The organism is Kitasatospora indigofera (assembly GCF_014655955.1).
Taxonomy (GTDB): Bacteria; Actinomycetota; Actinomycetes; order Streptomycetales; family Streptomycetaceae; genus Kitasatospora; species Kitasatospora indigofera.
Genome location: NZ_BNBO01000013.1, coordinates 97776 through 120173 on the forward strand (window position 1 = coordinate 97776; position 22398 = coordinate 120173).

19 protein-coding genes are annotated in these 22398 nt (G+C 75.0%); 7 read left to right on the forward strand and 12 right to left on the reverse strand.

The genetic code is table 11. From position 1 onward, the window contains the following. The first annotated feature begins 103 nt into the window (after positions 1–103). Positions 104–1531: an MFS transporter gene (locus IE329_RS14480; protein WP_190211267.1), complete on the forward strand. Its 1428-nt coding sequence runs from the start codon at positions 104–106 to the stop codon at positions 1529–1531. 83 nt (positions 1532–1614) lie between these two features. On the opposite strand, the gene IE329_RS14485 is transcribed toward IE329_RS14480, so the two are convergent. The 8 genes from IE329_RS14485 to IE329_RS14520 form a co-directional block, all read right to left on the reverse strand. Further along, positions 1615–2751, reverse strand: a complete 1137-nt coding sequence (locus IE329_RS14485) for a cytochrome P450 family protein (protein ID WP_229927437.1) — start codon at positions 2749–2751, stop codon at positions 1615–1617. Then, on the reverse strand, positions 2733–4370 hold the full coding sequence (locus IE329_RS14490) for a cytochrome P450 (RefSeq protein WP_229927438.1): 1638 nt from the start codon (positions 4368–4370) through the stop codon (positions 2733–2735). The genes IE329_RS14485 and IE329_RS14490 overlap by 19 nt, the downstream gene beginning before the upstream one ends. Then, the gene (locus tag IE329_RS14495) at positions 4367–4975 is read right to left on the reverse strand and encodes a GTP-binding protein (RefSeq protein WP_190211269.1); all 609 of its coding nucleotides are present in this window, start codon (positions 4973–4975) and stop codon (positions 4367–4369) included. The genes IE329_RS14490 and IE329_RS14495 overlap by 4 nt, the downstream gene beginning before the upstream one ends. Next, entirely contained in the window at positions 4953–5309 is a 357-nt protein-coding gene (locus IE329_RS14500; RefSeq protein WP_190211270.1) for a DUF742 domain-containing protein, read from the reverse strand. Before IE329_RS14500 ends, IE329_RS14495 begins: the two co-directional genes overlap by 23 nt. After that, positions 5306–5731 (reverse strand): roadblock/LC7 domain-containing protein, encoded by a 426-nt coding sequence (locus IE329_RS14505; protein ID WP_190211271.1) that lies wholly within the window; start codon positions 5729–5731, stop codon positions 5306–5308. Before IE329_RS14505 ends, IE329_RS14500 begins: the two co-directional genes overlap by 4 nt. Next, on the reverse strand, positions 5728–7077 hold the full coding sequence (locus IE329_RS14510) for an ATP-binding protein (protein WP_190211272.1): 1350 nt from the start codon (positions 7075–7077) through the stop codon (positions 5728–5730). Before IE329_RS14510 ends, IE329_RS14505 begins: the two co-directional genes overlap by 4 nt. 542 nt (positions 7078–7619) lie before the next feature. Then, on the reverse strand, positions 7620–7916 hold the full coding sequence (tatA, locus tag IE329_RS14515) for a Sec-independent protein translocase subunit TatA (RefSeq protein ID WP_190211273.1): 297 nt from the start codon (positions 7914–7916) through the stop codon (positions 7620–7622). Between the two features lie 301 nt (positions 7917–8217). Next, positions 8218–9804 carry an MFS transporter gene (locus IE329_RS14520; RefSeq protein WP_190211274.1) on the reverse strand — a complete coding sequence of 529 codons (1587 nt, stop codon included), beginning with the start codon at positions 9802–9804 and terminating at the stop codon, positions 8218–8220. A 135-nt stretch (positions 9805–9939) separates the two neighbouring features. Between IE329_RS14520 and IE329_RS14525 the strand changes: the two genes are divergently transcribed. Continuing rightward, a complete protein-coding gene (locus IE329_RS14525; RefSeq protein WP_190211275.1) occupies positions 9940–10533 on the forward strand; it encodes a TetR/AcrR family transcriptional regulator in 594 nt (197 codons plus the stop codon). Positions 10534–10581: 48 nt separating this feature from the next. On the opposite strand, the gene IE329_RS14530 is transcribed toward IE329_RS14525, so the two are convergent. Further along, complete coding sequence (locus IE329_RS14530) at positions 10582–10899, reverse strand: cupin domain-containing protein (RefSeq protein WP_190211276.1); 318 nt, start codon at positions 10897–10899, stop codon at positions 10582–10584. A gap of 223 nt (positions 10900–11122) precedes the next feature. Between IE329_RS14530 and IE329_RS14535 the strand changes: the two genes are divergently transcribed. After that, positions 11123–11386, forward strand: coding sequence for a hypothetical protein (locus IE329_RS14535; protein ID WP_190211277.1), 264 nt, complete (start codon positions 11123–11125; stop codon positions 11384–11386). Between the two features lie 141 nt (positions 11387–11527). Here the strand turns inward: IE329_RS14535 and IE329_RS14540 are convergent, their stop codons facing one another. Both IE329_RS14540 and IE329_RS14545 read right to left on the reverse strand, forming a co-directional pair. Next, positions 11528–13213 (reverse strand): class I adenylate-forming enzyme family protein, encoded by a 1686-nt coding sequence (locus IE329_RS14540; protein WP_190211278.1) that lies wholly within the window; start codon positions 13211–13213, stop codon positions 11528–11530. A gap of 133 nt (positions 13214–13346) precedes the next feature. Further along, positions 13347–14504 (reverse strand): acyl-CoA dehydrogenase family protein, encoded by a 1158-nt coding sequence (locus IE329_RS14545; RefSeq protein WP_190211279.1) that lies wholly within the window; start codon positions 14502–14504, stop codon positions 13347–13349. A gap of 265 nt (positions 14505–14769) precedes the next feature. On the opposite strand from IE329_RS14545, the gene IE329_RS14550 reads away from it, so the two are divergent. After that, on the forward strand, positions 14770–15945 hold the full coding sequence (locus IE329_RS14550; RefSeq protein ID WP_190211280.1) for a TetR/AcrR family transcriptional regulator: 1176 nt from the start codon (positions 14770–14772) through the stop codon (positions 15943–15945). Positions 15946–16114: 169 nt separating this feature from the next. On the opposite strand, the gene IE329_RS14555 is transcribed toward IE329_RS14550, so the two are convergent. Further along, positions 16115–16432: a hypothetical protein gene (locus IE329_RS14555; protein ID WP_190211281.1), complete on the reverse strand. Its 318-nt coding sequence runs from the start codon at positions 16430–16432 to the stop codon at positions 16115–16117. Between the two features lie 380 nt (positions 16433–16812). Here IE329_RS14555 and IE329_RS14560 point away from each other — a divergent pair, with 380 nt between their 5' ends. The 3 genes from IE329_RS14560 (at position 16813) to IE329_RS14570 (ending at position 22362) form a co-directional block, all read left to right on the forward strand. Then, positions 16813–18780: an ATP-binding protein gene (locus tag IE329_RS14560; protein ID WP_190211282.1), complete on the forward strand. Its 1968-nt coding sequence runs from the start codon at positions 16813–16815 to the stop codon at positions 18778–18780. A gap of 184 nt (positions 18781–18964) precedes the next feature. Next, entirely contained in the window at positions 18965–21328 is a 2364-nt protein-coding gene (locus IE329_RS14565; protein ID WP_190211283.1) for an ATP-binding protein, read from the forward strand. Between the two features lie 344 nt (positions 21329–21672). Continuing rightward, positions 21673–22362 (forward strand): DedA family protein, encoded by a 690-nt coding sequence (locus IE329_RS14570; RefSeq protein ID WP_190211284.1) that lies wholly within the window; start codon positions 21673–21675, stop codon positions 22360–22362. Positions 22363–22398 lie beyond the last annotated feature (36 nt).

Genomic DNA, 22398 nt, shown 5'->3' on the forward strand with positions numbered 1-22398 from the left:
CATCTCCACTTTTTTCCCGAGGGCCCTTGCGCCCCCTCGGGATGGATACCCATACTGTCCATTATCGATAGTGAACAGTATTGCTATCCATAAGGAGCCGGTCATGCCCGAGAACCGGCCGGGAGCGCTCTGGGCGCTGCTGGCGACCTCCGTCCCGATGTTCATGGTCTCCCTCGACAACCTCGTGGTGACCAACGCCCTCAACGAGATGAGCGCCGACCTGGGGATCGGCCAGTCCGAGCTGCAGTGGGTGGTGAACGGCTACGTGCTCGCCTTCGCCGGGCTGCTGCTGGCCGGCGCCGCGCTCGGCGACCGCTTCGGCCGCCGCCGGGTCTTCCTCTGGGGCGTCGCCGTGTTCACCCTCGGCTCGGCCGCCTGCGGCCTGTCGGGCACCGCGGACCAGCTGATCGCCGCCCGCGCGCTCCAGGGCGCCGGGGCGGCCGCCATCCTGCCGGTCTCGCTCACCCTCGCGGTCGCCGCCGTGCCGCCCGCCCGGCGGGCGCTCGCGGTCGGCGTCTGGGGCGGCGTCAACGGACTCGGCGTCGCGATCGGACCGCTGGCCGGCGGCCTGGTCACCGAGGGCCTGGACTGGCACTGGATCTTCTGGATCAACGTCCCGGTCGGCCTGCTCGCGCTGCCCCTCGTCCACCGGGCCGTCCGGGAGAGCCGGGGCCGCGAGGGCGCCCTCGACGTGGCCGGCGTCGCCCTGGTCACCGCCTCCGTGATCGTCGCGGTCTGGGGCATCGTCGGCGCCGCCGACCACGGCTGGACCGGCCCCCGGACACTGGCCGGCCTCGGCGGCGGGGCCGTGCTGCTGGCCACCTTCGCCGTCCAGCAGCGGCGGGCCCGGCAGCCGCTGGTGCCGGCCGGCATGTACCGGATCCGGTCCTTCATGCTCAGCAACACGGTGGCGCTGGCGATGTACTTCGGCGTCTTCGGCTCGATCTTCTTCCTCGCCCAGTACCTCCAGGGCCCGATGGGCTACTCGCCGTTCGAGGCCGGCCTGCGGACCCTGCCCTGGACGGCCGCGCCGGTGGTCGTCGTCCCGCTCGCCAGCGCACTGGTGGCCAGGATCGGCGGCGGCGTCCTTCAGGCCCTCGGCTGCGTGCTGCAGGCCGCGGCCCTCGGCTGGCTCGCCCTGCTGGTCGGCCCCGGGGTCTCCTACGGCTCGCTGGTGCCGGCCCTGGCGGTGGCCGGACTCGGCATGGGCCTGGTCTTCGCCGCCAACCCGGCGACGGTGATCGGCAGCGTCGCCGAGCACGAGCACAACAAGGCCTCCGGGCTGAACAACACCGTCCGCGAGTTCGGCGGTGCGCTGGGCATCGCGGTGATCACCACCGTCTTCAGCCAGGGCGCCCGGGCGGCGGCGGCGTCCGGACCGGCTGCCGCGTTCGAGCAGGGGCTGCGGGAGGCCCTCTGGCTGGGCGCCGGCGTGGTGCTGCTCGGCGCCGTCGCCGGCCTGCTGATCCGCCGGCCGCGCCCCCGGGCGGCGGCCGGCGCCGAGCGGCAGGCCCTGGCCCGGGTGCGATGAGGCGGGCGCCGGGCCGGCCGGGCGTCCGGAGGTCCGGGGCGCGGCGGGCCGCCCGCCGCGCCCCGGACCGTCGTGGAGCCCGACTACCCCGCGGCCGGCCGCAGCACGGCGGGCAGGGCGAGGTGGCCGTTCGAGATGAACGACTCCACCGGCGGCAGCTCCCCCGCCGGCTCGACGAGCGCCAGGTCGGGGAAGCGCTCGAACAGCCCCGGCAGGGCGATCGCCGCCTCCAGCCGGGCCAGCGGCGCCCCGAGGCAGAAGTGCACCCCGTGGCCGAACGCCAGGTGCTCCTTGCCGGCCCGCGTCACGTCGAAGACGTCCGCGTCGGCGCCGTGCACGGCCGCGTCCCGCCCGGCGGCGGCGTACGCGGCCAGGATCGCGTCACCCTTGCGGATCAGCACGTCCCCGGCCTGGATGTCCTCGACCGCGTACCGCAGCGGCAGGTTGGCGACCGGCGACCGCAGCCGCAGCGCCTCCTCGATGACGTCGTTCCAGGAGGCCCGGCCGGCCCGCACGTGGGCCAGCTGCTCGGGGTGGGTGAGCAGCAGGTGGATGGCGTTGTCGAGCAGGTTGACGGTGGTCTCGTGACCGGCGCTGATCAGCAGCAGCAGGGTGTCCACCAGCTCGCTCTCGCTGAGCTGCGCGGTGCCCTCGCCGTCCGCCTCCTCGTCGCGCACGCTGAGCAGCACGCTGGTGAGGTCGTCGCCCGGCTCCTTGCGCTTGAGCGCGACCAGTTCGGTCAGGATGCCGTAGATCGCGACGACGTTGGCCTGCGCCTCCTCGGCCGTCGCGTTGGTGTTGAAGATGCCGTCCACGCAGGCGCGCAGCCCGGCGTGGGCCTCCTCGGGCACGCCGAACAGCTCGCAGATGACCTGGATCGGGACGGGGTACGCGTAGCCCTCGCGCAGGTCCACCGGCTCCCCGGCGGGCGCCGCGGCCAGGGCGTCCAGCAGGTCGCTGGTGATCCGCTCGACCCGGGGCCGCATCGCCTCGGTGCGGCGCGCGGTGAACGCGGCGGCGACCAGCTTGCGCAGCCGCCGGTGCTCGGTGCCGTAGGCGGTGAACATGTTCTCCACGGCGACCCAGAGGTTCAGCGGCCAGTCCGCCGGGATGTCGCCGTTGATGAACGCCGTCCAGTGCCGGCGGGCGCTCTTGGAGACCCGGGGGTCGGTGAGCAACTGCTTCAGCAGCTCCTGGCTGCCTACCGACCACGCAACCACGCCACCAGGGAGCTCCACCTGCGCGACCGGCCCGTCCCGGTGGACGCGGGCGGCCTCGCCGTGGATGTCGCTGCCGGTCGGGTCGAGGGCGTAGGGGCAGGAAGCGGCGGGAGTGGCTGAAGGGGCTGCCATGAGGTCTCTCCAGGGGTCTCGGCGGGGCGTCCGGGTGCGGCGGTGCGCGGTGCGGCCGTGCTGGCCGCGGCGCTGTGCGGCGCCGCGGTGGAGGGAGCGGTGCGGTACGCGTCGGCGGCGTCCGGTCCGGCCTGGTGCGGCGCGGCGTGCTGCGGGGACGGGTACCCCGGCGCGCCGTACTGCGGACCGGCCTGCTGGGGCCCGGAGTACTGCTGCGGGGCGGCGTGCCGCGGTGAGCCGGCCGGAGTCGGCGTCACCGGGGGGAAGCGCACCGGCAGGGCGGCCAGCGCACGGTGGAACGGCCCCGGCCGCCAGGGCAGTTGGCCTGCGGGGACGGCGAGTTCCAGGTCCGGCAGGCGGTCCAGGAGCTTCTCCACCGCGACCGTGGCGATCAGCCGGGCCGGGCTCTGCGCCGGGCAGGTGTGCGGGCCGGCGCTCCAGGCCAGGTGGGCCCGGTTGCCGGTACGGTGCTCGGCGGCCAGCGCCGGGTCGTTGTTGGCGGCCGAGAAGCTGATCACCACCGGGTCGCCCGCGGGCAGCGTCACCCCGCCGAGTTCGGCGTCCCGGACCGGGAAGTGCACGGCGTAGTTGGCCATCGGCGGGTCGGTCCAGAGCACCTCGTCGAGGGCGTCGTCGACCGGCAGGCTGCCGCCCGCCAGACTGCCCGCGAAGCGGTCGTCGGAGAGCAGCAGCCGCAGCGCGTTGGTGATCAGGTTGAGCTGCGGCTCGGTGCCGGCGCCCATCAGCAGCACCAGCTGGTGCAGCATCTCCTCGTCGGTCAGCCGGGACGGGTGGGACATCAGCCAGGAGGTGATGTCGGGCCCCGGCCGGGAGCGCTTCAGCGCGACCAGCTCCAGCAGGCAGGCGGTGAGCTCCTGGTTGGCCCGCTCGGCGTCCACCCCGTCGAAGATCCCGGACATCCCGGCCACCAGGCGGTCGCCGAACTCGGCGGGGGAGCCGAAGAGTTCGTTGAACACCAGGAGCGGCAGGGTGCGCGCGTAGTCACGGACCAGATCGGCCTCGCCGAGGGTGGCGAAGCGGTCGATCAGGACGTCGGCGCTGCGCTCCACGTACCCGCGCAGCGCGACCGGGTCGACCTGCTCCAGGCTGTCGTTGATGGCGCCGCGCAGCCGGGCGTGGTCGGCGCCGTCCGTGAACAGGGCGTTCGGACGGTAGGCCATCATCGGCAGCGCGGGGCTGTCCGGGGCGATCGCCCCGCGGTTCAGGTCCTTCCAGCGGCGCGGGTCCTTGGAGAAGGTCTCCGGGGTGCGCAGCACGTCCAGCGCGGCCGCGTACGAGGTGACCAGGGTGGCCCGCACGCCCGGGTACAGCTCGACCGGGGCGGCCGCGCCGTACTGCCGCAGGTGCGCGTAGACGGCGTCCGGGTCGGTGGCGAACTCCTTGTCGTACAGCGGGAATCCGAAGGCCGCGGGGGCACCGTCGGCGTTGTGCGCCGGGCAGCCCGGGGGCGGGGCGGGGTGGGTCACGCGGGCTCCAGTTCGGTGGGGTCCTCGACGCGGGCGGAGAGGTACTCGACGAGCGTCACCAGGGCGCGGGTCGCCGAGCCGGTGTCCCGGGCGTCGCAGCTGACCAGGGGGGTGTCGGGGAGCAGGTCGAGCGCTTCGCGCAGCTCCTCCTCGGCGAACTCCGGTGCGCCGTCGAAGCGGTTGACGGCGACGGCGTACGGCAGGCCGTGCTCCTCCAGCAGGTCCATCACGGCGAAGGACTGCTCCAGCCGGCGGGTGTCGGTGAGCACCAGCGCGCCGAGCGCCCCGTAGGCCATGTCCCGCCAGAGCGGGGTGAAGCGCTGCTGTCCCGGCGCGCCGAAGAGGTAGAGCACCAGGCTCTTGCTGAGCGTGAGCCGGCCGAAGTCCAGGGCGACGGTGGTGGTGTCCTTGCCGTGCACGCCGGCCAGGTCGTCGACCAGGGCGCCGGCCTGGGTCATCCGCTCCTCGGTCCGCAGCGGCGGGATCTCGGAGAGGGTGCCGACGAAGGTGGTCTTGCCGACCGCGAAGTGCCCGACGACCAGCAGCTTGACGGCGGTCCGCACACTCGGGGCCAGGTAGATGTCAGAGACGGGCCCGGAGGCCATCCAGTACCTCCCGCAGAAGCTGGGAATCGGGTTGCGCGGCGCGCGGCACGGCGGCCCTGGTGAGGATGTGGCCGCTGTCGACCAGGTCGCCGAGCAGCACCTTGGTGACGCTCACCGGCAGGTGCAGGTGGCCGGCCACCTCGGCCACCGACAGGGCGCCGAGCAGGCAGAGTTCGACGATCCGGCGGCGTTCCGGGCTGAGCCCGGCGAGCGGGCGGTCCGGCATCGCGCTGACCAGGGTGACCAGGTCGAAGGTGTTGCGGCTGGGGTGGGACCTGCCGTCGGTCACCACGTACGGCCGGACCAGGCCCTTCAGCCGCCGGGCGCCGCTCATGTCCGGAGGCCGGCGTCGTGGCGCGGCGGGCTGGTGAGTTCCTTGCCCAGCCGGTCGACCAGCTTCTGCATCCGGTAGCTGACGGCCTCCATGTCCACGGTCTCGCTCGCGGAGACCGCCAGGTAGGCGCCCGGGCCGGCGGCCACCAGGAAGACGTAGCCGTCGGCGAACTCGATCAGCGTCTGCCGCCAGGGGGTGCCCTCGCGGCCGGCGAACCCGGAGGTGGAGCGGCTGATCGACTGGAGGCCGGAGAGGGCGGCGGCCTGTCGGTCGGCCTCGTCGCGGGAGATCCCGCGGGAGTGCGCGCGCAGGAGGCCGTCGGCGGACAGCAGGATGGCGTGCCGTGCCTCGGGCACCAGCAGGACGTCGTCGAGCATCCACCCGAGTTCGTTGTCCAGGTGGCTGTTGAGCGGGCTGTTCATGCCTGCGGGGTCCCTTCGGGATCGGTGGTCTCGGCGCGTCCGGCCCGGGTGCCGCGGGCGAAGGCGCCCATCCGGCGTGCGGTGTCCTCGGCGGAACGTCCCCAGGCGTCGTCCCAGTCGGCCTCCGAACCGAGCCGGGCGTCCGCGGCGGGCCGCACGGCGGCGGCCTGCTCCGGGGAGGCGTGCCGCCGGCGCCGCTTGGGCAGGCCGCCGACGGTCTGCCCGAGCGGCGCGGCCGGGAAGGCCCGGTCAGGTGCGGGGGCGGGGGCCGGGGCAGGGACGGAGCGCACGGCGGGGGCGGGAGCCGGCGGCGCGGCGGCGGCGGGCTCCGGCTCGGTCTCGGGTTCGGGCTGGGTCAGCAGGGCGCTCGGCAGGAACAGCACCGCGCGCACCCCGCCGTACGGCGAGCGGGTGTCGACGGAGACGCTGAAGCCGTAGCGGGCGGCGAGCACGCCGATCACCGCGAAGCCGAACTGCGGCGGGTCGCCGAGCTGGGTGACGTCCACCGCCCGCTGCCCGGAGAGCAGTTGGCCGGCCCGACGGACCTCGCGCTCGTCCATCCCGACCCCGGCGTCGTCGATCACCACGCAGGCGCCGTTGTGCGCGGGCTGGAGGTTGACCTCCACCGTGGTGTTGGGCTGGGAGTGCCGGGCCGCGTTGTCGAGCAGCTCGGCCACCGCGAGCACCACCGGCTCCACCGCCCGGCTGACCACGGCGAGTTCGTGCTGCGTCCGGACCTCGACCCGCCGGTAGTCCCGGATCCGCGACTTCGCGCCGCGCACCACGTCGGAGAGCGCGGAGACCCGGCGCTGGCGGCCCGGCCAGGAGCCGCAGAGCACGGCGATCGCCTGGGCGCGGCGGCCGAACTGCGAGTTGGCGTGGTCGATCTCCAGCAGGTCGCGCAGCACGTCGGGGTCGTCGTGGCGGTCCTGCATGTCGGAGATGGAGAGCTGCTGCTCGTTGGCCAGCCCCTGGAGGGAGCGGACGGCGCCCTTGAGCGCCGTCTTCGCGGACTGGTCGGCGCGGTCCCTGGCCAGCGCCGCGGCGCCCGCGAACTGCTCCAGCACGCTGTCCAGGTGGCCGGCGAACGCCGTCCCGGCGAGCCGCGCGTCGGCGGCCGGCGGGAGGTCGTGGGGCGCGGCGTACGGCGCCGCGGCGAGCGCCGGTGCCTGTACGGCGGCCAGCCGGTGGGCGGCCTCGTCCCTGGCGGCCACGGAGTCCTCCAGGGCGCCGATCCGCTCGCCGAGCGAGCCGGTGATCCGCCGCTGGCGCAGCAGCAGGACGGCGGCGGCGGGCGCCCCGACCGCCAGGCACCATGAAACGGCGTCCGGTATGTGTGGGGTCATCAGATCCTCGTGGCGGAATTCGAACCGCCGATGGGTGACAGGCCGCGGTCATCCTAAGCGGATCGACGACGCATTGTCAGAGGTTCGTCTCGCATGGTGATCTGACGAACACTTTTTTGATGTTGCGTCAATGTGATTGCAATGGAGCGGTTTTGTCGAAAATCGAACTGTTCGGATCGCACTCGAAGCCACTTCTGCCACCCTGGCCCTGGCGGTCCCACCAGGGCCAATGGCCCCATCGGCACCGCCTGTTCGGCCGCGACAGCGGGGTGCCTGCCGGGGGCGCCGGGGCGGCCCCTGTGCGGCCCTCCGGGCCCGGCGCCGCGGCGGAAAGTCGTCGGCCGGTCCGCCCCGGCCGGCGGCGGGAGTGGAGCCAGGGGCAGGGGCAGGGGCAGGGGCAGGGATGGCGGCGGAGGCAGGGTCCCGGGGGCGGCGGGGTGCGCGGATCCTCGGGGCGGCGCCGGCGGGCCCGAACAGCAACGGAGCCCGCATCCGTCGGGGACGGATCGCGGGCTCCGCGGAGCGTTCGGGTGCGGCCGGGCTCAGGCGCCGGTGGCCGACTTGGTGTTCTCGGAGGCCGTGGTGACGTTCGACGGCGTCACGGCCGCCGGGCGCGGCTGCTCGGGCGCCGGCGTCGCGGTGGACGCGGCGGTGGCGTTCGAGGGGGCACCGTCGGCCGGCGCGTCGTCCTCGCGCAGGGCCTTGGTCTCCGCCTTGAGGATGCGCATCGACTTGCCGAGCCCGCGGGCCATCTCGGGCAGCTTCTTCGATCCGAAGAGCAGGATAATGACAGCCAGCACCACCAGGAGGTGCCAGGGCTCCAGACCGTTACGCAGCATCCCTGACCACCGGTCCCTTCGATTCTCGCCGTTGTCGCCGGGCAAATCGCCCGGCCTGGCCAGTATGCCTGGCGAAGACGGCGAACGTATACACCGGGCGGGAAACGGTGGTCAAAGAGCCGGAGCCGTAGGGGTGGATTCCGGGGCATCGGCCGGGGCCTCCGCGCGGACCGTCCGGCCGCCCGGAAACCGCTGCTGACCTGCGGGGGAAACGCAGCGGAGCCCCCTCCCGGCCGGGAGGGGGCTCTCGATGACCCGCGTGGCCCGGCGACCGGGCGATCTCACTCCTGCGGGCGGCCGGTCAGACCGCGGCCGGCTCCTGCCCGCCGTGCTCCGGCTCGCCCTGCTCCGGCCCGGCCGGGGCGGTCGGGGCGGCCGGCACCGGCAGGTGCCGCATCAGACGGTGGGCCGCCACCGAGGCGCCGAGCAGGAAGACCAGCCCGACCACCGCGGCCACGTGCATGCCGTCCGTGAAGGCGGACCGGCCGGCCTCCAGCAGGTCGCCGCCGAGCCGGCCCGGCAGCTGCCCGGCCACCGAGACCGCTCCGCCCAGCGTGTCGTGCGCGGCCTTCGCCGCCTCGCCGTCCAGCCCGGCCGGCAGCCGGCCGTCCAGCCGGCCCTTGTAGATCGCGGCACCGGCGGCGCCGAGCAGGGCGATGCCCAGCGAGCTGCCCAGCTCGACGGCCGTCTCGGAGGTGGCGGAGGCGGCGCCGGCCTGCTCCGGCGGCGCGGCGGCGACCACCATCTCGGCGGTGAGGGTCATGGTGCCGACGCTGCCGGCGGCCAGCACGCCGGCGGCGACCAGGATCAGGGCGAGCGGGGAGTCCGGGCCGACCAGCGTCATCATCCCGAAGCCGGCCGCGCCGACCAGGAACCCGCCGGCCATCAGGTGCGCCGGGCGGACCTTGCCGGCCAGGGCGCCGGCCAGGCCGACCGCCGCGCCGACGCCGACGCTCGGCACCAGCGCCCAGAGCGAGGCGGCCAGCGGGCTCATGCCCTTGACCAACTGCAGGTACTGCGAGGTGAAGAGGGCGAAGCCCATCATCGCGAACATCGCGATGGTGTTGACGGTGATCGCGCCGCTGAAGGTGCGGATGCGGAACAGGCCGAGGTCGATCAGCGGGTGGGCGGCGGTGCGCTGACGCAGGACGAAGGCGGTGCCGATCAGCAGTCCGATCGGCAGGGCGAGGGCCGGCAGCAGGCTCCAGCCGTCCACCGCGACGGTCTTGACGCCGTAGACGACCGGCAGGATCGCGGCCATCGAGAGGACCGCGCCGGGCAGGTCGAAGCGGCCGGCCTTCGGCGCGCGGTACTCGGGGAGCAGGAACGGCGCGGCGACCAGCACCAGGGCCATCACGGGGAGGGCGATCAGGAAGGCCGACCCCCACCAGAAGTGGTCCAGCAGCAGACCGCCGGCCACCGGACCGAGGGTGGCGCCCCCGGTCAGCACCCCGCCCCAGGCGGCGAGCGCCACCTGGCGCTGCTTCGGGTCGTGGAACATGTTGCGGATCAGCGCGAGGGTCGAGGGCATCACGGTGGCCCCGGTGATGCCGAGCACGGCCCGGGCGGCGATCAGCTGGTCCGCACTGCCGGACCAGGCGGCCAGCAGCGAGGCCCCGGCGAAGCCCGCGGCGCCGATCATCAGCAGCCGGCGGCGGCCGATCCGGTCGCCCAGCGCGCCCATCGTGATCAGGAACCCGGCGAGCAGGAAGGAGTACATGTCCATGATCCACAGCTGCTGGGTGCCGCTCGGCGCCAGGCTCGTGCTGATGAACGGGACGGCGAAGAAGAGGACGCCCATGTCCATGCTCAGGACGAGGACGGGGAGCAGGAGGACGGCGAGGCCGATCCATTCGCGGCGGCCGGCGGGGCCGTGGGTTGCGGTCATGGGGATGACAGTACGAGCGTTTCAGACGCTTGTCTAGTACGTATGTCTAGATCGAACGTCTCGCTCTTTCGTCTTACTCAAACGTCTAGGTCATACGTGCAAGACATCCGTCCAGGGCTGTCGTAGCATCGAGCCATGGGAAATCGAGAAGACCTGCTGGCCGGGGCCAAGCGCTGCCTGTACGAGAAGGGCTACGGGCGGACCACCGCCCGGGACATCGCCTCCGCCTCGGGGGTCAGCCTGGCGGCCATAGGCTACCACTTCGGCTCCAAGGAGTCGCTGCTCAACCTGGCGCTGATCGAGGCCGTCGGTGAATGGGGCGGCGCGCTGGCCGCCGCGGTGGCGCGGGCCGACGGCGGCACGGACGACCCCGAGGAGCGGTTCGTCGCCGTCTGGGACGGCGTCCTGGAGACCTTCGTCGAACACCGCGGCCTGTGGGCCGCCCAGTTCGAGGCGATCGCCCAGGTCGAGCACGCCCCCGAACTGAAGGAGCAGCTCGCCGCCGTGCAGAAGGAGGGCCGGCTCGGGCTGGCCGCGCTCTTCCAGGGCCTGCCAGCGGTGCCGGACAACGAGACCGAGCTGGCCCGGGGCATGTTCTACCAGGCCCTGCTCGCCGGGCTGGCGGCCCAGTGGCTGGCCGCGCCCGAGCTGGCCCCCACCGGCCGGGACGTGCTGCGCGGCCTGCGGCTGGTCGGCGACAGCGTGCCCCGGACGGTCACGGCGGCCTGAGGGCCCGACGGGTACGGAAGGCCCGCGGTCCGTCCGGCGGCCGCCGGGTCAGTTGGTGACGGCGGTCAGCAGGACCACCGAGTCCACGTGCGCCAGCAGCCCGTGCCGCTCCTGCGGGATCGGGTGCAACTGCCCGGTGGACAGCTCCAGCCGCCGGCCCGCGATGGTCAGCGACACCCGGCCGCGCAGGACCTGCAGGCTCGCGGCGCTCGGCGCGTTGTGCTCGTCCAGGGCGGTGCCGGCGGTGAGCGCGATCACCGTCTGGCGCAGCACGCCGTCGTGGATCAGCAGGTGGGCGCTGCGGCCGTGCGCGCTGGCGGCGGCCTTGGCGGCCTGTTCGTCGGCGAGCTGTACGAGATCGTCCATCGCGTCCTCCTGGAGGGGCCCCCACCCGGGACCCTAGGGCCGACCGGCCCGGCTCCGCATGCCGGGCGCGCCCGCCGTCCGCCCGCCGTGGCGACGTCGTGGGGCCCGCCGTGCCGGCCGTCGTGCGGCCCGCCGGGTGAGCCCGCTACCCGGTCGGAGCAATTCCGCGCGACCCCGGCCCGTCCGGGATGCGGGGGTGGGCGGGCTCGCGGATGGTGGACCCATGGCGAATCAGAATGTCCTCAGTGGAATCCAGCTCAACCGTGGCCTGCTGGTCGGCGGTGTGGTGCTCACCGGTGTCGGAGCCGTCCTCGGCCTGGCCGGTGCCGTGATGGTGAGCGTGTCCATCGCGTCCGCCGGGCGTAGTTGGGTGCGGCAGTTGGACACCCCGCCGTCCCAGCTGGCGAGCCGCAAGCTGCAAGACGCCAAGGCCGCCTCGATGGCGGGCTGGGAAGTCTGGCGCGCGCAGCAGGGCTCGTCGAACTGACCGCCCGGGGCGGCCCGGCCCCCGGGCCCGCCGTCCCCGTACGGTTCGCCGGCCCGTGCCGCCCCGGCAGTCCGCCGGGGCGGCCGCGCCGTGCGCCGGTCGCGGGCGCGTCGTAGGCGGGTCGCCGGCGGGCCGAGGCGGTCAGCCCGGCAGCAGGGCCGCGACCTGCTCGCGCAGGGCCGGCTTCAGCAGCTTCCCGGTCGGGTTGCGCGGCAGCGGCCCAGGGTGGAACACCAGGTGGGCGGGCACCTTGAAGGCGGCCAGCCGCCCGGCGACGTGCGAGCGCAGCCCGTCCCGGTCGGGCGCCGCGCCGGTGCGCAGCACGACCACCGCCGCGACCTCCTCGCCGAGCAGCGGGTGCGGCACGCCGACCACGGCGGCGTCCGCCACCGCCGGATGGTCGCAGAGCACGCCCTCCACCTCGACGCAGTACACGTTCTCGCCGCCCCGGACCACCATGTCCTTGAGGCGGTCGACGATGTACACCTCGCCGTCCCGGAGCCGGGCCAGGTCGCCGGTGCGGAACCAGCCGTCGCTGAAGGCGGCCGCGGTCGCCTCCGGATCACCCGCGTAGCCCCGGAACAGCGGCTGCCCGCGCAGCAGCAGCTCACCGACCTCGCCGTCCGGCAGGGCCGAGCCGTCCGGGCCGGCGATCCGGACCTCCACGGCGGGGCAGGGCCGGCCGACGCTGTCCGGGTGCTCCCGGTAGCGGGCGCCCAGGTTGGCGAGCACGCCGCCGCAGGTCTCGGTGAGCCCGTAGCCGTTGCGGGCCTCCACCCGGCCGCCGAACCGCGCCGTGATCCTGGCGGCCAGCCCGGGCGGCGCGGCCGCGCCGCCGGTGCTCACCACCCGCAGCGTGGGCAGCCCGGCCCCGGCCCGGTCGGCTGCGTCCAGCAGGCCCAGCGCGGTGGTGGGCACGCCGACGAACATGGTCACCCGGTGCCGGTCGACCAGCCGCAGCGCCTCCGCCGGGTCCCACCGGTGCATCAGCACGGCCGTCCCGCCGTTCGCCATCAGCGGCAGCAGCGTGCTGAACGCCGCGACATGGAAGAACGGATAGGTCATCAGGGTGGTCTGCGGCGGTACCCCGGCGAGGTCGCCGCCGGCGGACAGCACCGCGGTGGCGGCGAAGAAGCGCGGGCCCAGCAGGGCCGCGCACCAGGCCGAACGGGTGGCCGCGACCGCCTTGGGACGCCCGGTGGTGCCCGAGGTGTAGATCAGGGTGGCGTCGCCGCCGGGATCGAGCGGGACGTCGGGCAGGTCCGCGCCGGGGGCCGGCGCGGGCAGGTCCTCGAAGCGGTCCGCGCCGGGGCGCGGCCGGTCGCCGACGGTCAGCAGCCGGGGGCCGGCCCCGGCCCGGTGGGTGAACCAGGGCCGCATCCGCTCGGCCCGCTCCTGGTCCGCGACCACCAGGGCGGGCCCGCAGTCGTCCAGCGCGTACGCCAGCTCCCGCTCCTCCCACCAGGCGTTCAGCGGGACGGCGACCAGGCCGGCGGCCTGGACGGCCCAGAAGGCGATCTGCCACTCGGGCAGGTTGCGCATCGCGATCACCACCCGCTGCCCGGGCCGCAGGCCGTAGGCGTCCAGCAGGTGGTGGGCGAGGGCGGCCACCCGGGCGTGGTGCTCGGCGTACCCGAGGGCGCCGCCGGCCGTGACCAGGAAGGGGCGCTCGCCGTGCGCCCGGGTGGCGTCGAGCAGGTCGCGCAGGGTGGCCGGGCCGCCGGTGTACCGCGGGCCGGACCGGGTCGCGGTGACGGCGAAGGGCATGCCGGGCGCGCTGAGCGCGGCCTGCACGCGGGTGACCGAACGGAGCGAGTCGCTCGTCATGACGTCCTCGGAAGCTGCGGGACCGGCCGGGCCCGGGCCGGACCGGCGGCGGGACCGGCCGGCCCGCCGCCGCCATGCTCCCCCCGCGCGGGAGGCCGCCCGGCACCGGGGGTCTGCCGCACGGGGGCGGGCGCTACAGGCCGAGCGACTTCGCGATGATCGTCCGCATGACCTCGCTGGTGCCGCCGTAGATCCGGAACACCCGGTTGTCGGTGTAGAGGCGGGCGATCGGGTACTCCAGGATGTAGCCGTAACCGCCGTGCAGCTGGAGGCACTTGTCGATCACCTCGGAGGCCGACTCGGTGCAGAACAGCTTGGCGGCGGCGGCGTCCGCCACCGTCAGCTCGCCGTTCTGGTACAGCTCCAGGGCGCGGTCCACCATCGACTGCTGGGCGACCACCTGGGCCTCGCAGTCGGCCAGCGTGAACTTGGTGTTCTGGAACTCGGCGACCGTCCTGCCGAACACCTTGCGGTCCTTCACGTACCGGACGGCGAACTGCACGGCCGCGGCGGCCGAGGCGTACGCGCCGACCGCGATCGCCAGCCGCTCCTGCACCAGGTTGTGGGTCAGGTACGCGAACGCCTTGCCCTCCTCGCCGAGCAGGTCGGCGACCGGCACCTTGACGTCGGTGAAGGAGAGCTCCGCGGTGTCGGAGGTGCGCAGGCCGATCTTCTGCAGCTTGCGGCCGACCGCGTAGCCCTCGGAGGTGGTGTCCACGCACAGGATCGACAGGCCCGCCCGGCGGTCGGCCGGGTCGTGCGGCGCGGTGCGGCAGACCACCAGCACCAGGTCGGCGAGGACTCCGCCGGTGATGAAGGTCTTGGCGCCGTTCAGCACGTAGTGGGTGCCGTCCTCGGACAGCCTGGCCGTGGTGGTGATGCCGGCGAGGTCGGAGCCGGCGCCCGGCTCGGTCATCGCGATCGCCGTCATGATGTCGCCGGAGACGAAGCCGGGCAGCCAGCGCCGCTTCTGCTCCTCGTCGGCGTACTCCATCAGGTACGGCAGCACCAGGCCGGTGTGCACGCCGGAGGACCCGAAGGTCACGCCCGCGCGGGCGCACTCCTCGCTGACCACCGCCTGGTACTTGAAGCCCGTCTCGCCCGCGCCGCCGTACTCCTCGGGCACCTCGATGCCGTAGACGCCCAGCGCGCCGAGCTTGCGGTAGAAGTCGCGCGGCGGGTGGCCCGCGGCCTCCCAGCTCTCGTAGACCGGGACGACCTCCTTGGCGATGAAGTCCCGGATGGTCTCCCGGAAGGCCTCGTGGTCCTCGTTGAACACGGTGCGGCGCACGGTGGCGCTCCCTTCGGTGGTGCTCCGGCGGGGGGCCTGGCGCCCGCGGCGGCCAGGAGGATCGCGGCACAAGTTAATCGTGGGTAGCTTCCGCTGTCCAGAGCTGTCACCGGGGATTCCCGCGGGTGTCCCGGGGACGGTTCACCTGGGACGATCCGCCGCTAAGTGAATCGTTGCTAGGCTGCCGGCCGGGCTCGGCGGGCACCGTACGACGGGCGGCCACCGGCGGACGGGCGGGCAGGCGGGCGAGCGGGCGGAGGGCGCGGTGACGGGGACCCGACGGGTGCGCCCCGGCGGCGGCAGCCGCCCGGCCGGGCGCCGGGCGCAGATCCTGCGCCTCGCCGCGGACCTGTTCCACCGCCACGGCTACCACCAGGTCTCGATGACGGAGGTCGCGGGCGGCCTCGGCATCACCGCCCCCGCCCTCTACCGGCACTTCCGGGGGAAGCCGGAACTCCTCCACCAGGTGGTCGGAGGCGGTCTGGACGCCCTCGCGGCAGCCCTCGCCCCGGTCCGCGGAACGGCCGAACTCTGCGCCGCGCTCAGCACCGTGGCGATCGAGCAGCGCCCGCTCGGCACCCTCTGGCAGCGCGACGCCCGGCTGCTCCCGCCCGGCCGGCGGGCCGGGCTGCGCCGCGAACTGCGCGCGGACGTCCGGCTGATGGCCGGCCTCCTGCGCGCCGACCGGCCCGGCATCCCGCCGGCGGACGCGGAGTTGCTGTGCTGGTCGGCGCTCTCGGTCTACGGCGGCCTGTCCAACCACAGCTTCGCGCCGCCGCGCCGGCGCTTCGAGCTGCTGCTGCGGGAGATCGGGACGGCCCTGCTGGCGGTCTCCTTCACCGGCGCCGCGGACCGGCCGCCGGTCCTCGCCGGCCCGGTGGCGGACCGGCCGGGGGAGCGCCGCGAGGAGCTGCTCGCGGCCGCCGTCCGGCTCTTCCACGAGCGCGGGTTCGACAATGTGAGCACTGGTCGGCTCGGCGCGGCGGTCGGCATGGCGGGGCCGAGCGTCTACCACCACTTCGACAGCAAGGCCGCCCTGCTCGCCGCCGCGCTGGAGCGCAGCCGGGAGCGGCTGCGGCAGGAGGTCGGGCACGCGCTGGACGGCGCCGCCGCGGCGGACGCGGCGCTGGCGGCCGGCCTGCGGGCGTACATCGGCTTCGCCCGGCGCCACGGCCACTACCTCGGCGCCATGCTGAGCGAGACCGAGCGGCTCGCCCCGGCCGACCGCAAGGCCGCCGTGGACTTCCGCCGGGACTTCCTGCGGACCTGGGTCGGGCTGCTCCGGCAGGTCCGCCCCGGATACGACGCCGCGGAGGCCCGGATCCGGGTGCACTCGATGTTCGCCCTGGTCAACGACGGCGTCCGGAACCGCCCGCACAGCGAGCGGGCGGACCTGGCGGACTGTCTGGAGCGGATGGCCCGGGCCGTGCTCGGGCTCTGAGCCGTGCCCGGCGGACGGCGCCGGACGGACGGGGGCCGGGCGGCCGTGCAGGGCCGGACGCCGACGGGCCGGGTGCCCGCCCCCGTGCCGAGGGGCGGGCACCCGGCCCCGGGCGGCCCCGCCGGCAGGTGCGCCGACGGGGCCGTTCGGGAGAGCCGGGCGGGCCGGCCTAGTAGAGGACGAAGGGGTAGTAGACCTTGGCCGCCAGGTTGCCGTTGCCCTGGAGGGCGCCGACGGCGCCGGCGTTGCCCGCCACGGCGGTGGAGTTGCCCTGGTTGCTGCCGCCCGAGCCGGTGGCCGACTGCTGGGACCCGGCGGCGTTGCCGTGGACGCCGCCCACGATGTTGCCGGACCCGACGCTGCTGACGACGCTGCTGTTGGAGTGCTGCTCGGAGCCCGCGCCGTTGTCGGCCTGGGCGGTGCCGATGCCCGCGAGGAGGAACGCCCCGAGGGCGGTGACAGCGGCGACTGCGCGAATGCGGGACACGATGGTCTCCCTGAAAGGTCGGTGCGAGAAATGGCGCCCCCGGGGTGGCCGCCCCGGGACGCGCCGTTGCCTGACGTCGCACGTCCAGCATTCACCAGGGCGTGGCCCGGTTCCACCGAATGGAGCACAATTCGCCCGATGGTGTCATAAAGGCGGAACAACCGGAGAACACCGGAGGCCGTTCCGCGGCTCCGGCCCATTGATGAACCGCTTTGGTTCGCGCGCCCGTTGGCCCGTCCGGACGGGCGACTGAACGCGGTCGAACCGCCCGTTCCGGGCGGTCGGACGGCAATCCCGGCCCGACGAACGGGTTTCCCGCCCGAAGGCCGTCCGATTAAGGAATGGTCCAGGCAATAGTCGTACTGGCACACTGGGGCCTCATGTCTGAAGGTCACCGCCCCGGCCCCGCGCCCACCGAGGATCTGCGTACGACCGAGGTCGACCTCGGCGGTCTGGTGAGCGTCCTCGCCACGCACCTCTACTCCACACCACTGGTCGCCCTGCGCGAACTCGTCCAGAACGCCCACGACTCGCACACCCGGCGCCGGTTGGAGGACCCGGACGGCCGCCACGCCCCGACGATCCGGGTCCGCGGCGACTCGGCCCGGCGGACCGTCAGCATCGCGGACACCGGCGCCGGCCTGACCGAGCCGGAGATCCACGCGTACCTCGCCACCGTCGGCACCGGCTACACCCGGCTGCTGCGCGAGGTCACCGGCAACGACGAGCTGATCGGCGCGTTCGGCCTGGGCTTCCTCTCGGCCTTCTCGATCGCCGACGAGGTCACCGTCACCACCACCTCGCACCGCGAGCCCGCCCTCGGCCACCGCTACCGCAGCCGCGGCGGCGAGCAGTACAGCGTCGAGCCGGTCGCCGCCCGCCGCACCCCCGGCAGCGTGGTCGAGCTGACCCTCAAGACCGAGCACGCCCACCTGGCCGAGGAGCAGGCGCTGCGCGAGGTGCTCGGCCGGTACTGCGTCCTGCTGGGCGTCCCGGTCTTCGTCGGCGACGACGAACGGCCCGTCAACGACGTGCCGGTGCCCTGGCGCGAGGAGCCGGCCGGCGACCCGTACGCCGCCCGGATGCGCTTCGCCACCGCCTTCGGCCGCCGCTTCGAGCCGCTCGCCGCCTTCCCGGTGGGCCCGGCGGCCGGCGGCACCGACGCGGTCGGCCTGCTCTGGGTCCAGGACGGCGGCACGTACGGCAGCAGCGACAACCGCGACCTCGCCGTCTACCTGCGCGGCATGCTGCTCTCCGAGGACGCCCGCGACCTGCTGCCCAGCTGGGCCGGCTTCGTCGGCGGCGTCGTCGAGTCCCACCGGCTCACCCCCACCGCCAGCCGCGAGGACCTCCAGCGCGACGAGCACTACCGGGCGCTCCAGCAGGCCCTCGCCGACGCCGTCGTGGACGGCCTGTACGAGACCGCCCGGCTGCGGCCCGCCGCCTGGCGCCGGATCCTCGCCCGGCACGGGCAGGACCTGCTCGGCGCGGCGCTCTGCGACGACCGGCTGTTCACCCTGCTCGCCGACGACGTACCCGTCCCGACCTCGCAGGGCGACCTGACGGCGGGTGCGCTGCGGGCGGCCGGCGGCGGCGCGGTGCACATCGCGCTCGGCAGCGGCGGCGGGTTCGAGGAGATGCTGTACCGCGCGATGCAGGTCCCGATCGCGCGCGGCGACCGGTACGCGGTGCTGCCGTTCCTGCGCCGCTACGCCCAGCTGCGGGACTGCCGGATCGTCGAACTCGGCAGCGAGCACGGCAACCGGGAGCTGTTCCGCGACCCCGAGCGCCCGCTGCCCGCCGAGGAGCGGGCCTGGCTGGCCGCGGCCCTCGCGGACGAGGGCGAGCAACTGGTGCCGGCCCGCTTCGAGCCGCCCGGCCTGCCGCTCGTCCTGGTGCCCGACCGGGAGGCGGAGCTCAAGGCCAGGATCGAGGACGACCAGGCGGACGCCCGGATCCCGTCCGCCGCGCTGCGCCTCGCCCGGGCCTTCACCGCCCGTACCGGCGGCGAGGTGAAGGCCCGGCTGTACCTGAACCTGGCCGCGCCCGCCGTCCAGGACCTGCTCACCGCCTACCGCTCCGGGCACACCGGCGCCGCCACCGCGGCCGGGCTGCTCCGCTCGCTCAAGGTGATCATGGCGGCCGCCGCCGGCCCGTCCGGCACCTCGCCCGCGGGCGACCTGTCCGCCGCCCTGGCCGGGATCGGCACCGCCGTCTCGGCCCTGACGGCGGCTCTGCCCGCGGGGCTGCCCGCCGTCCCGGACACGTTGCCCGACCTGCCCGAGGCGCTGCCCGGCGCGCGCCCCGACGCCTCGGGCGGCGGGCCGGACGAGGGGGCGGGAGCCTGAGCCCGCACCGCCCGGCCGGGCCCCGCCCGGCCGGCGCAGCACCGTCCGGCACGGCACCGTCGGCCGGCACCGTCGCCGCGATCGCCGTCGGCCGTCCGTCCGGCCGCGTCCCGTCCGTCCGTCGCCCGTCCGTCATCTGCGCACCCGTCAGCAGCGCACAGCACCACCCGCAGGGGGAGACCGCATGAGCACCGACATCTGGGCCTGGGTCCACGACGCCCACCAGCAGCTCGCCGAGGCCGGTCACCACCGCCTCGCCGAGGCCATCTACGAACTCCCCGGCCACGCCAACGAGGGCCGCAACGACCAGCTGGACGCGGTGTTCCCGGAGGCGGTCGCCACCGCGCGGGCCCTGGACCTGCCCTGGGTCGAGGTCTACCTGCGGCACTGGCGGATGCAGAACCTGCTGAACAAGCGCCACCAGGGCGAGCAGGCGCTGCCCGAGGCCGTGGACCTGCTGGAGTTCGCCCACCGCGAGCAGACCGCGAGCTGCCCGCAGTCCGTCTGCGTGGTCCAGGACTTCGCCATCTGCCACGCCCGGGTCGACGGCCCCGGCTTCGTCCCCGAGCGGCTCGCCGTCCTCAGCGAGACCCTGGACCGGATCGAGCCCGCCCGCGCCTGCTTCGACTGCCTCTCCCGCGAGTACTCCGACGCGCTGGAGGACGACGGCCGCCCGGCCGAGGCGCTCAGCCACCTCGACACCGCCGCCACCCGGATGCGGGCCGCCGGCCAGCGGCTCTCGCTGCACTTCCACCACTCCCGGGCCGGCACCCTGCACCTGCTCGGGCGGGACGAGGAGGTGCTGGCCCTGCTGGACACCGCCGAGCAGGCCGAACGCGCCCGCGGCAGCGAACTCAACGAGAGCGACCGCCGCTGGGGCGCCATGCTGCGGGCCCGCGCGCTGGCCCGGCTCGGCCGCGTCGAGGAGGCGCTCGCCCTGCTGCCCGCGGCCGACGAGGCCGAGCAGCACCCGGACCTGCGGCCGGCCTGGGTGGCCACGATCGAGATCCTGCACGCCGCCGGCGCCCACGAGAACACCGCCGAACTCGGCGCCGCGGTGACCGGCTGGGTCGGCTACCTGGACGCCACCGGCTCCCACCGCCCCTGCGTGGACCTGCTGCTGGCGGCCGGCCGGCTCGCCCTGGCGCGCGGCGCCCGCACGGTGGCGCTGACCCTGGCCGCCACCGGCGAGCGCAAGCTCACCCAGCTGCGCCGCACCGACGGCGTCGCCGGGCAGGTCGCCGAGCTGCGGGCGGCCGCCGAGGCGCTGCCCGAACCGGAGCTGCCGGTGCCGCCCGGCGAGCTGCTCGCCCTGCTGGCCGCCCGGGCGGAGCCCGGCGCGCCGGAGGCCGACGCCGACCTGATCGCCGCGGCCCGCAGCCGGTACCAGGGCGACGAGGCCGGGGCCACCGACCTCGTCCTGCAGCTGGCCGGACTGCTCGGCGCGCTCGGCCACACCCGGGCCGCCGCCGACCTGCTCTGGGAGCGACTGGACCAGGACCCGGGCCACGAGGAGCTGACCGGACTGCTCGGCGCCGTCCTGATCGACGCCGGCGACGGCGACGGGGTGCGCCGCCTGGCGGACCGCCTGATGGCCACCAGCCCCGCCGACGCGCACTGGACGCGGGCCCGCTGGGCCGCCGCCGAGAGCCGCTGGGCCGAGGTCGGCGAGCACTGCGCGGCCCTGCTGGCCGAGGAGCCGACCCGGATCAACACCCGCCGGCTGGCCGCTGCGGCCGCCACCGAGCTGGGCGACCACCCGCGGGCCCAGCGGCTGTACGAGGAGATCCTGCTGCACGCCCTGCCCGCCGAAGGCACCCCGCCGCAGGAGCAGCACCGTACCGTCCAGGAGTCCGACCTCTGGCACCTGGTCACCGCGGCCACCGCCAACCGCGACTGGCCCGCGGTGCGTGCCGCCGGCGCCCGGATCGGCATCGAGTTCGACGAGCCCGAGGGCCCGGTGGACGAGGAGTGGCAGCTCGTCACCGTCCGGGCGGCCCGGGCCAACGGCACCGCCGCGGACCTGCCGGCCGTCCGAACCGGCCCGGCCACCGCCCGCCTGCTGCCGGTGCTCGGGGACGACCTGGACCTCAACCACGGCGACGTGGTGGTCTTCGCCCCCGCCCTGCTGGAGCGCCCCCCGGGCGAGGACGCGCCGCAGCAGGTCCGCGAGCGCTGGCGGCCGGTGTTCCAGCTGCTCACCCTGCTCGACCCGGCCGGCTACACCACCTGGTGGATCGACGGCGCCTGGCCCGGGGACAAGAAGTGGGCGGCCTTCCGGCAGGACCTGAACGAGGCCGGGTACGCGGTGTGGGCCTACAGCTCGGACGAGTACGCCGTCACCGACCCCAAGGACGAGGACGAGATGCTGCCCGGCATCTACGCGGCCGTCGGCGTGCCGCCCACGGCCAGGGCGGCCGAGGCGGACGCCGTGCTGCGGCGGCTGACGAAGCGCTGGAAGCACCCGCTCGCCTGGCTCGACCTGGCCAAGGCGGCCGGGGTGGACACCGCCCGGCACGAGGAGACCGTCGAGCGGTACGGCCTCTGACCTCCTGGTCCCTCCCGTTCGCCGCTGCGCTTCCGGCCCTCCGTCGCTGCCCCGGCCCACCGCCCTCACCGGCGAGGGCCGGGGCAGTGCCGTCCGCGGGGCCGGGTCGGCGGGGGAGGGCAGGCCCGCGGACGGCGGGGCGGACAGGGCAGGGCAGGGCAGGGCAGGGCAGGGCGGGGCAGGGCGGTGCGGGGCGGGGCGGGGCGGACAGGGCAGGGCGGCGGATGGTGCGGCGGGCCGGCGGGCCGGTGAGCTGACGGTCCGTCCCCCTCGAACGGCCGGGTACTTGGTGAATGCTTTACTCTTTCATTGCCAAGCGTCGACCTTTCGGGAGTGCCGCCACCGTGACCAGCCTCGCCCTCGGCCCGTCCTGGCTCGACCCGGCCACCCTGATCCCCGCCTTCGGCCTGATCGGGATCCTGGCGATCGTGTTCGCCGAGTCCGGCCTGCTGATCGGCTTCTTCCTGCCCGGCGACTCGCTGCTCTTCACCACCGGCATGCTGGTGGCCGGCGGCACCTACCTGCACCAGCCGCTCTGGCTGGTCTGCCTCCTGGTGGTGGCGGCCGCGGTCGCCGGCGACCAGGTCGGCTACCTCTTCGGGCGCAAGGTCGGCCCGGGCCTCTTCAACCGGCCCGACTCCCGGCTCTTCAAGCAGGAGAACGTCGAGAAGGCCGCCGCCTTCTTCGAACGGCACGGGCCCAAGGCGATCGTGCTGGCACGGTTCGTGCCGATCGTGCGCACCTTCACCCCGGTCGTCGCCGGGGTGAGCCGGATGAACTACCGCTCCTTCGTCCTGTTCAACGCGATCGGCGGCGTGCTCTGGGGCGCGGGCGTCACCGTGCTCGGCTACTTCCTCGGGCAGATCGCCTTCGTCCGGGACAACATCGAGCCGATCCTGATCGCCATCGTGCTGCTCTCCGCGGTGCCGGTCGCGATCGAGCTGCTGCGGGCCCGGCGGGCGGCCGGCCGGGCGGCCGCCCCCGGTCACGCGGCCGGCGGCGGCGGGGAACCGGCCGCCGACCGCGCCCGGTAGGCCCAAGGCGCCGGCCCGGCAGGCCACCACGTACAT

Bases quoted from the DNA above. Each gene is read 5' to 3' on its own strand.
- IE329_RS14480 (WP_190211267.1), top strand. From the start codon at position 104: ATGCCCGAGAACCGGCCGGGAGCGCTCTGGGCGCTGCTGGCGACCTCC.
- IE329_RS14495 (WP_190211269.1), bottom strand. From the start codon at position 4,975: ATGGCCTCCGGGCCCGTCTCTGACATCTACCTGGCCCCGAGTGTGCGG.
- IE329_RS14500 (WP_190211270.1), bottom strand. From the start codon at position 5,309: ATGAGCGGCGCCCGGCGGCTGAAGGGCCTGGTCCGGCCGTACGTGGTG.
- IE329_RS14505 (WP_190211271.1), bottom strand. From the start codon at position 5,731: ATGAACAGCCCGCTCAACAGCCACCTGGACAACGAACTCGGGTGGATG.
- IE329_RS14510 (WP_190211272.1), bottom strand. From the start codon at position 7,077: ATGACCCCACACATACCGGACGCCGTTTCATGGTGCCTGGCGGTCGGG.
- tatA (WP_190211273.1), bottom strand. From the start codon at position 7,916: ATGCTGCGTAACGGTCTGGAGCCCTGGCACCTCCTGGTGGTGCTGGCT.
- IE329_RS14520 (WP_190211274.1), bottom strand. From the start codon at position 9,804: ATGACCGCAACCCACGGCCCCGCCGGCCGCCGCGAATGGATCGGCCTC.
- IE329_RS14525 (WP_190211275.1), top strand. From the start codon at position 9,940: ATGGGAAATCGAGAAGACCTGCTGGCCGGGGCCAAGCGCTGCCTGTAC.
- IE329_RS14530 (WP_190211276.1), bottom strand. From the start codon at position 10,899: ATGGACGATCTCGTACAGCTCGCCGACGAACAGGCCGCCAAGGCCGCC.
- IE329_RS14535 (WP_190211277.1), top strand. From the start codon at position 11,123: ATGGCGAATCAGAATGTCCTCAGTGGAATCCAGCTCAACCGTGGCCTG.
- IE329_RS14540 (WP_190211278.1), bottom strand. From the start codon at position 13,213: ATGACGAGCGACTCGCTCCGTTCGGTCACCCGCGTGCAGGCCGCGCTC.
- IE329_RS14560 (WP_190211282.1), top strand. From the start codon at position 16,813: ATGTCTGAAGGTCACCGCCCCGGCCCCGCGCCCACCGAGGATCTGCGT.
- IE329_RS14565 (WP_190211283.1), top strand. From the start codon at position 18,965: ATGAGCACCGACATCTGGGCCTGGGTCCACGACGCCCACCAGCAGCTC.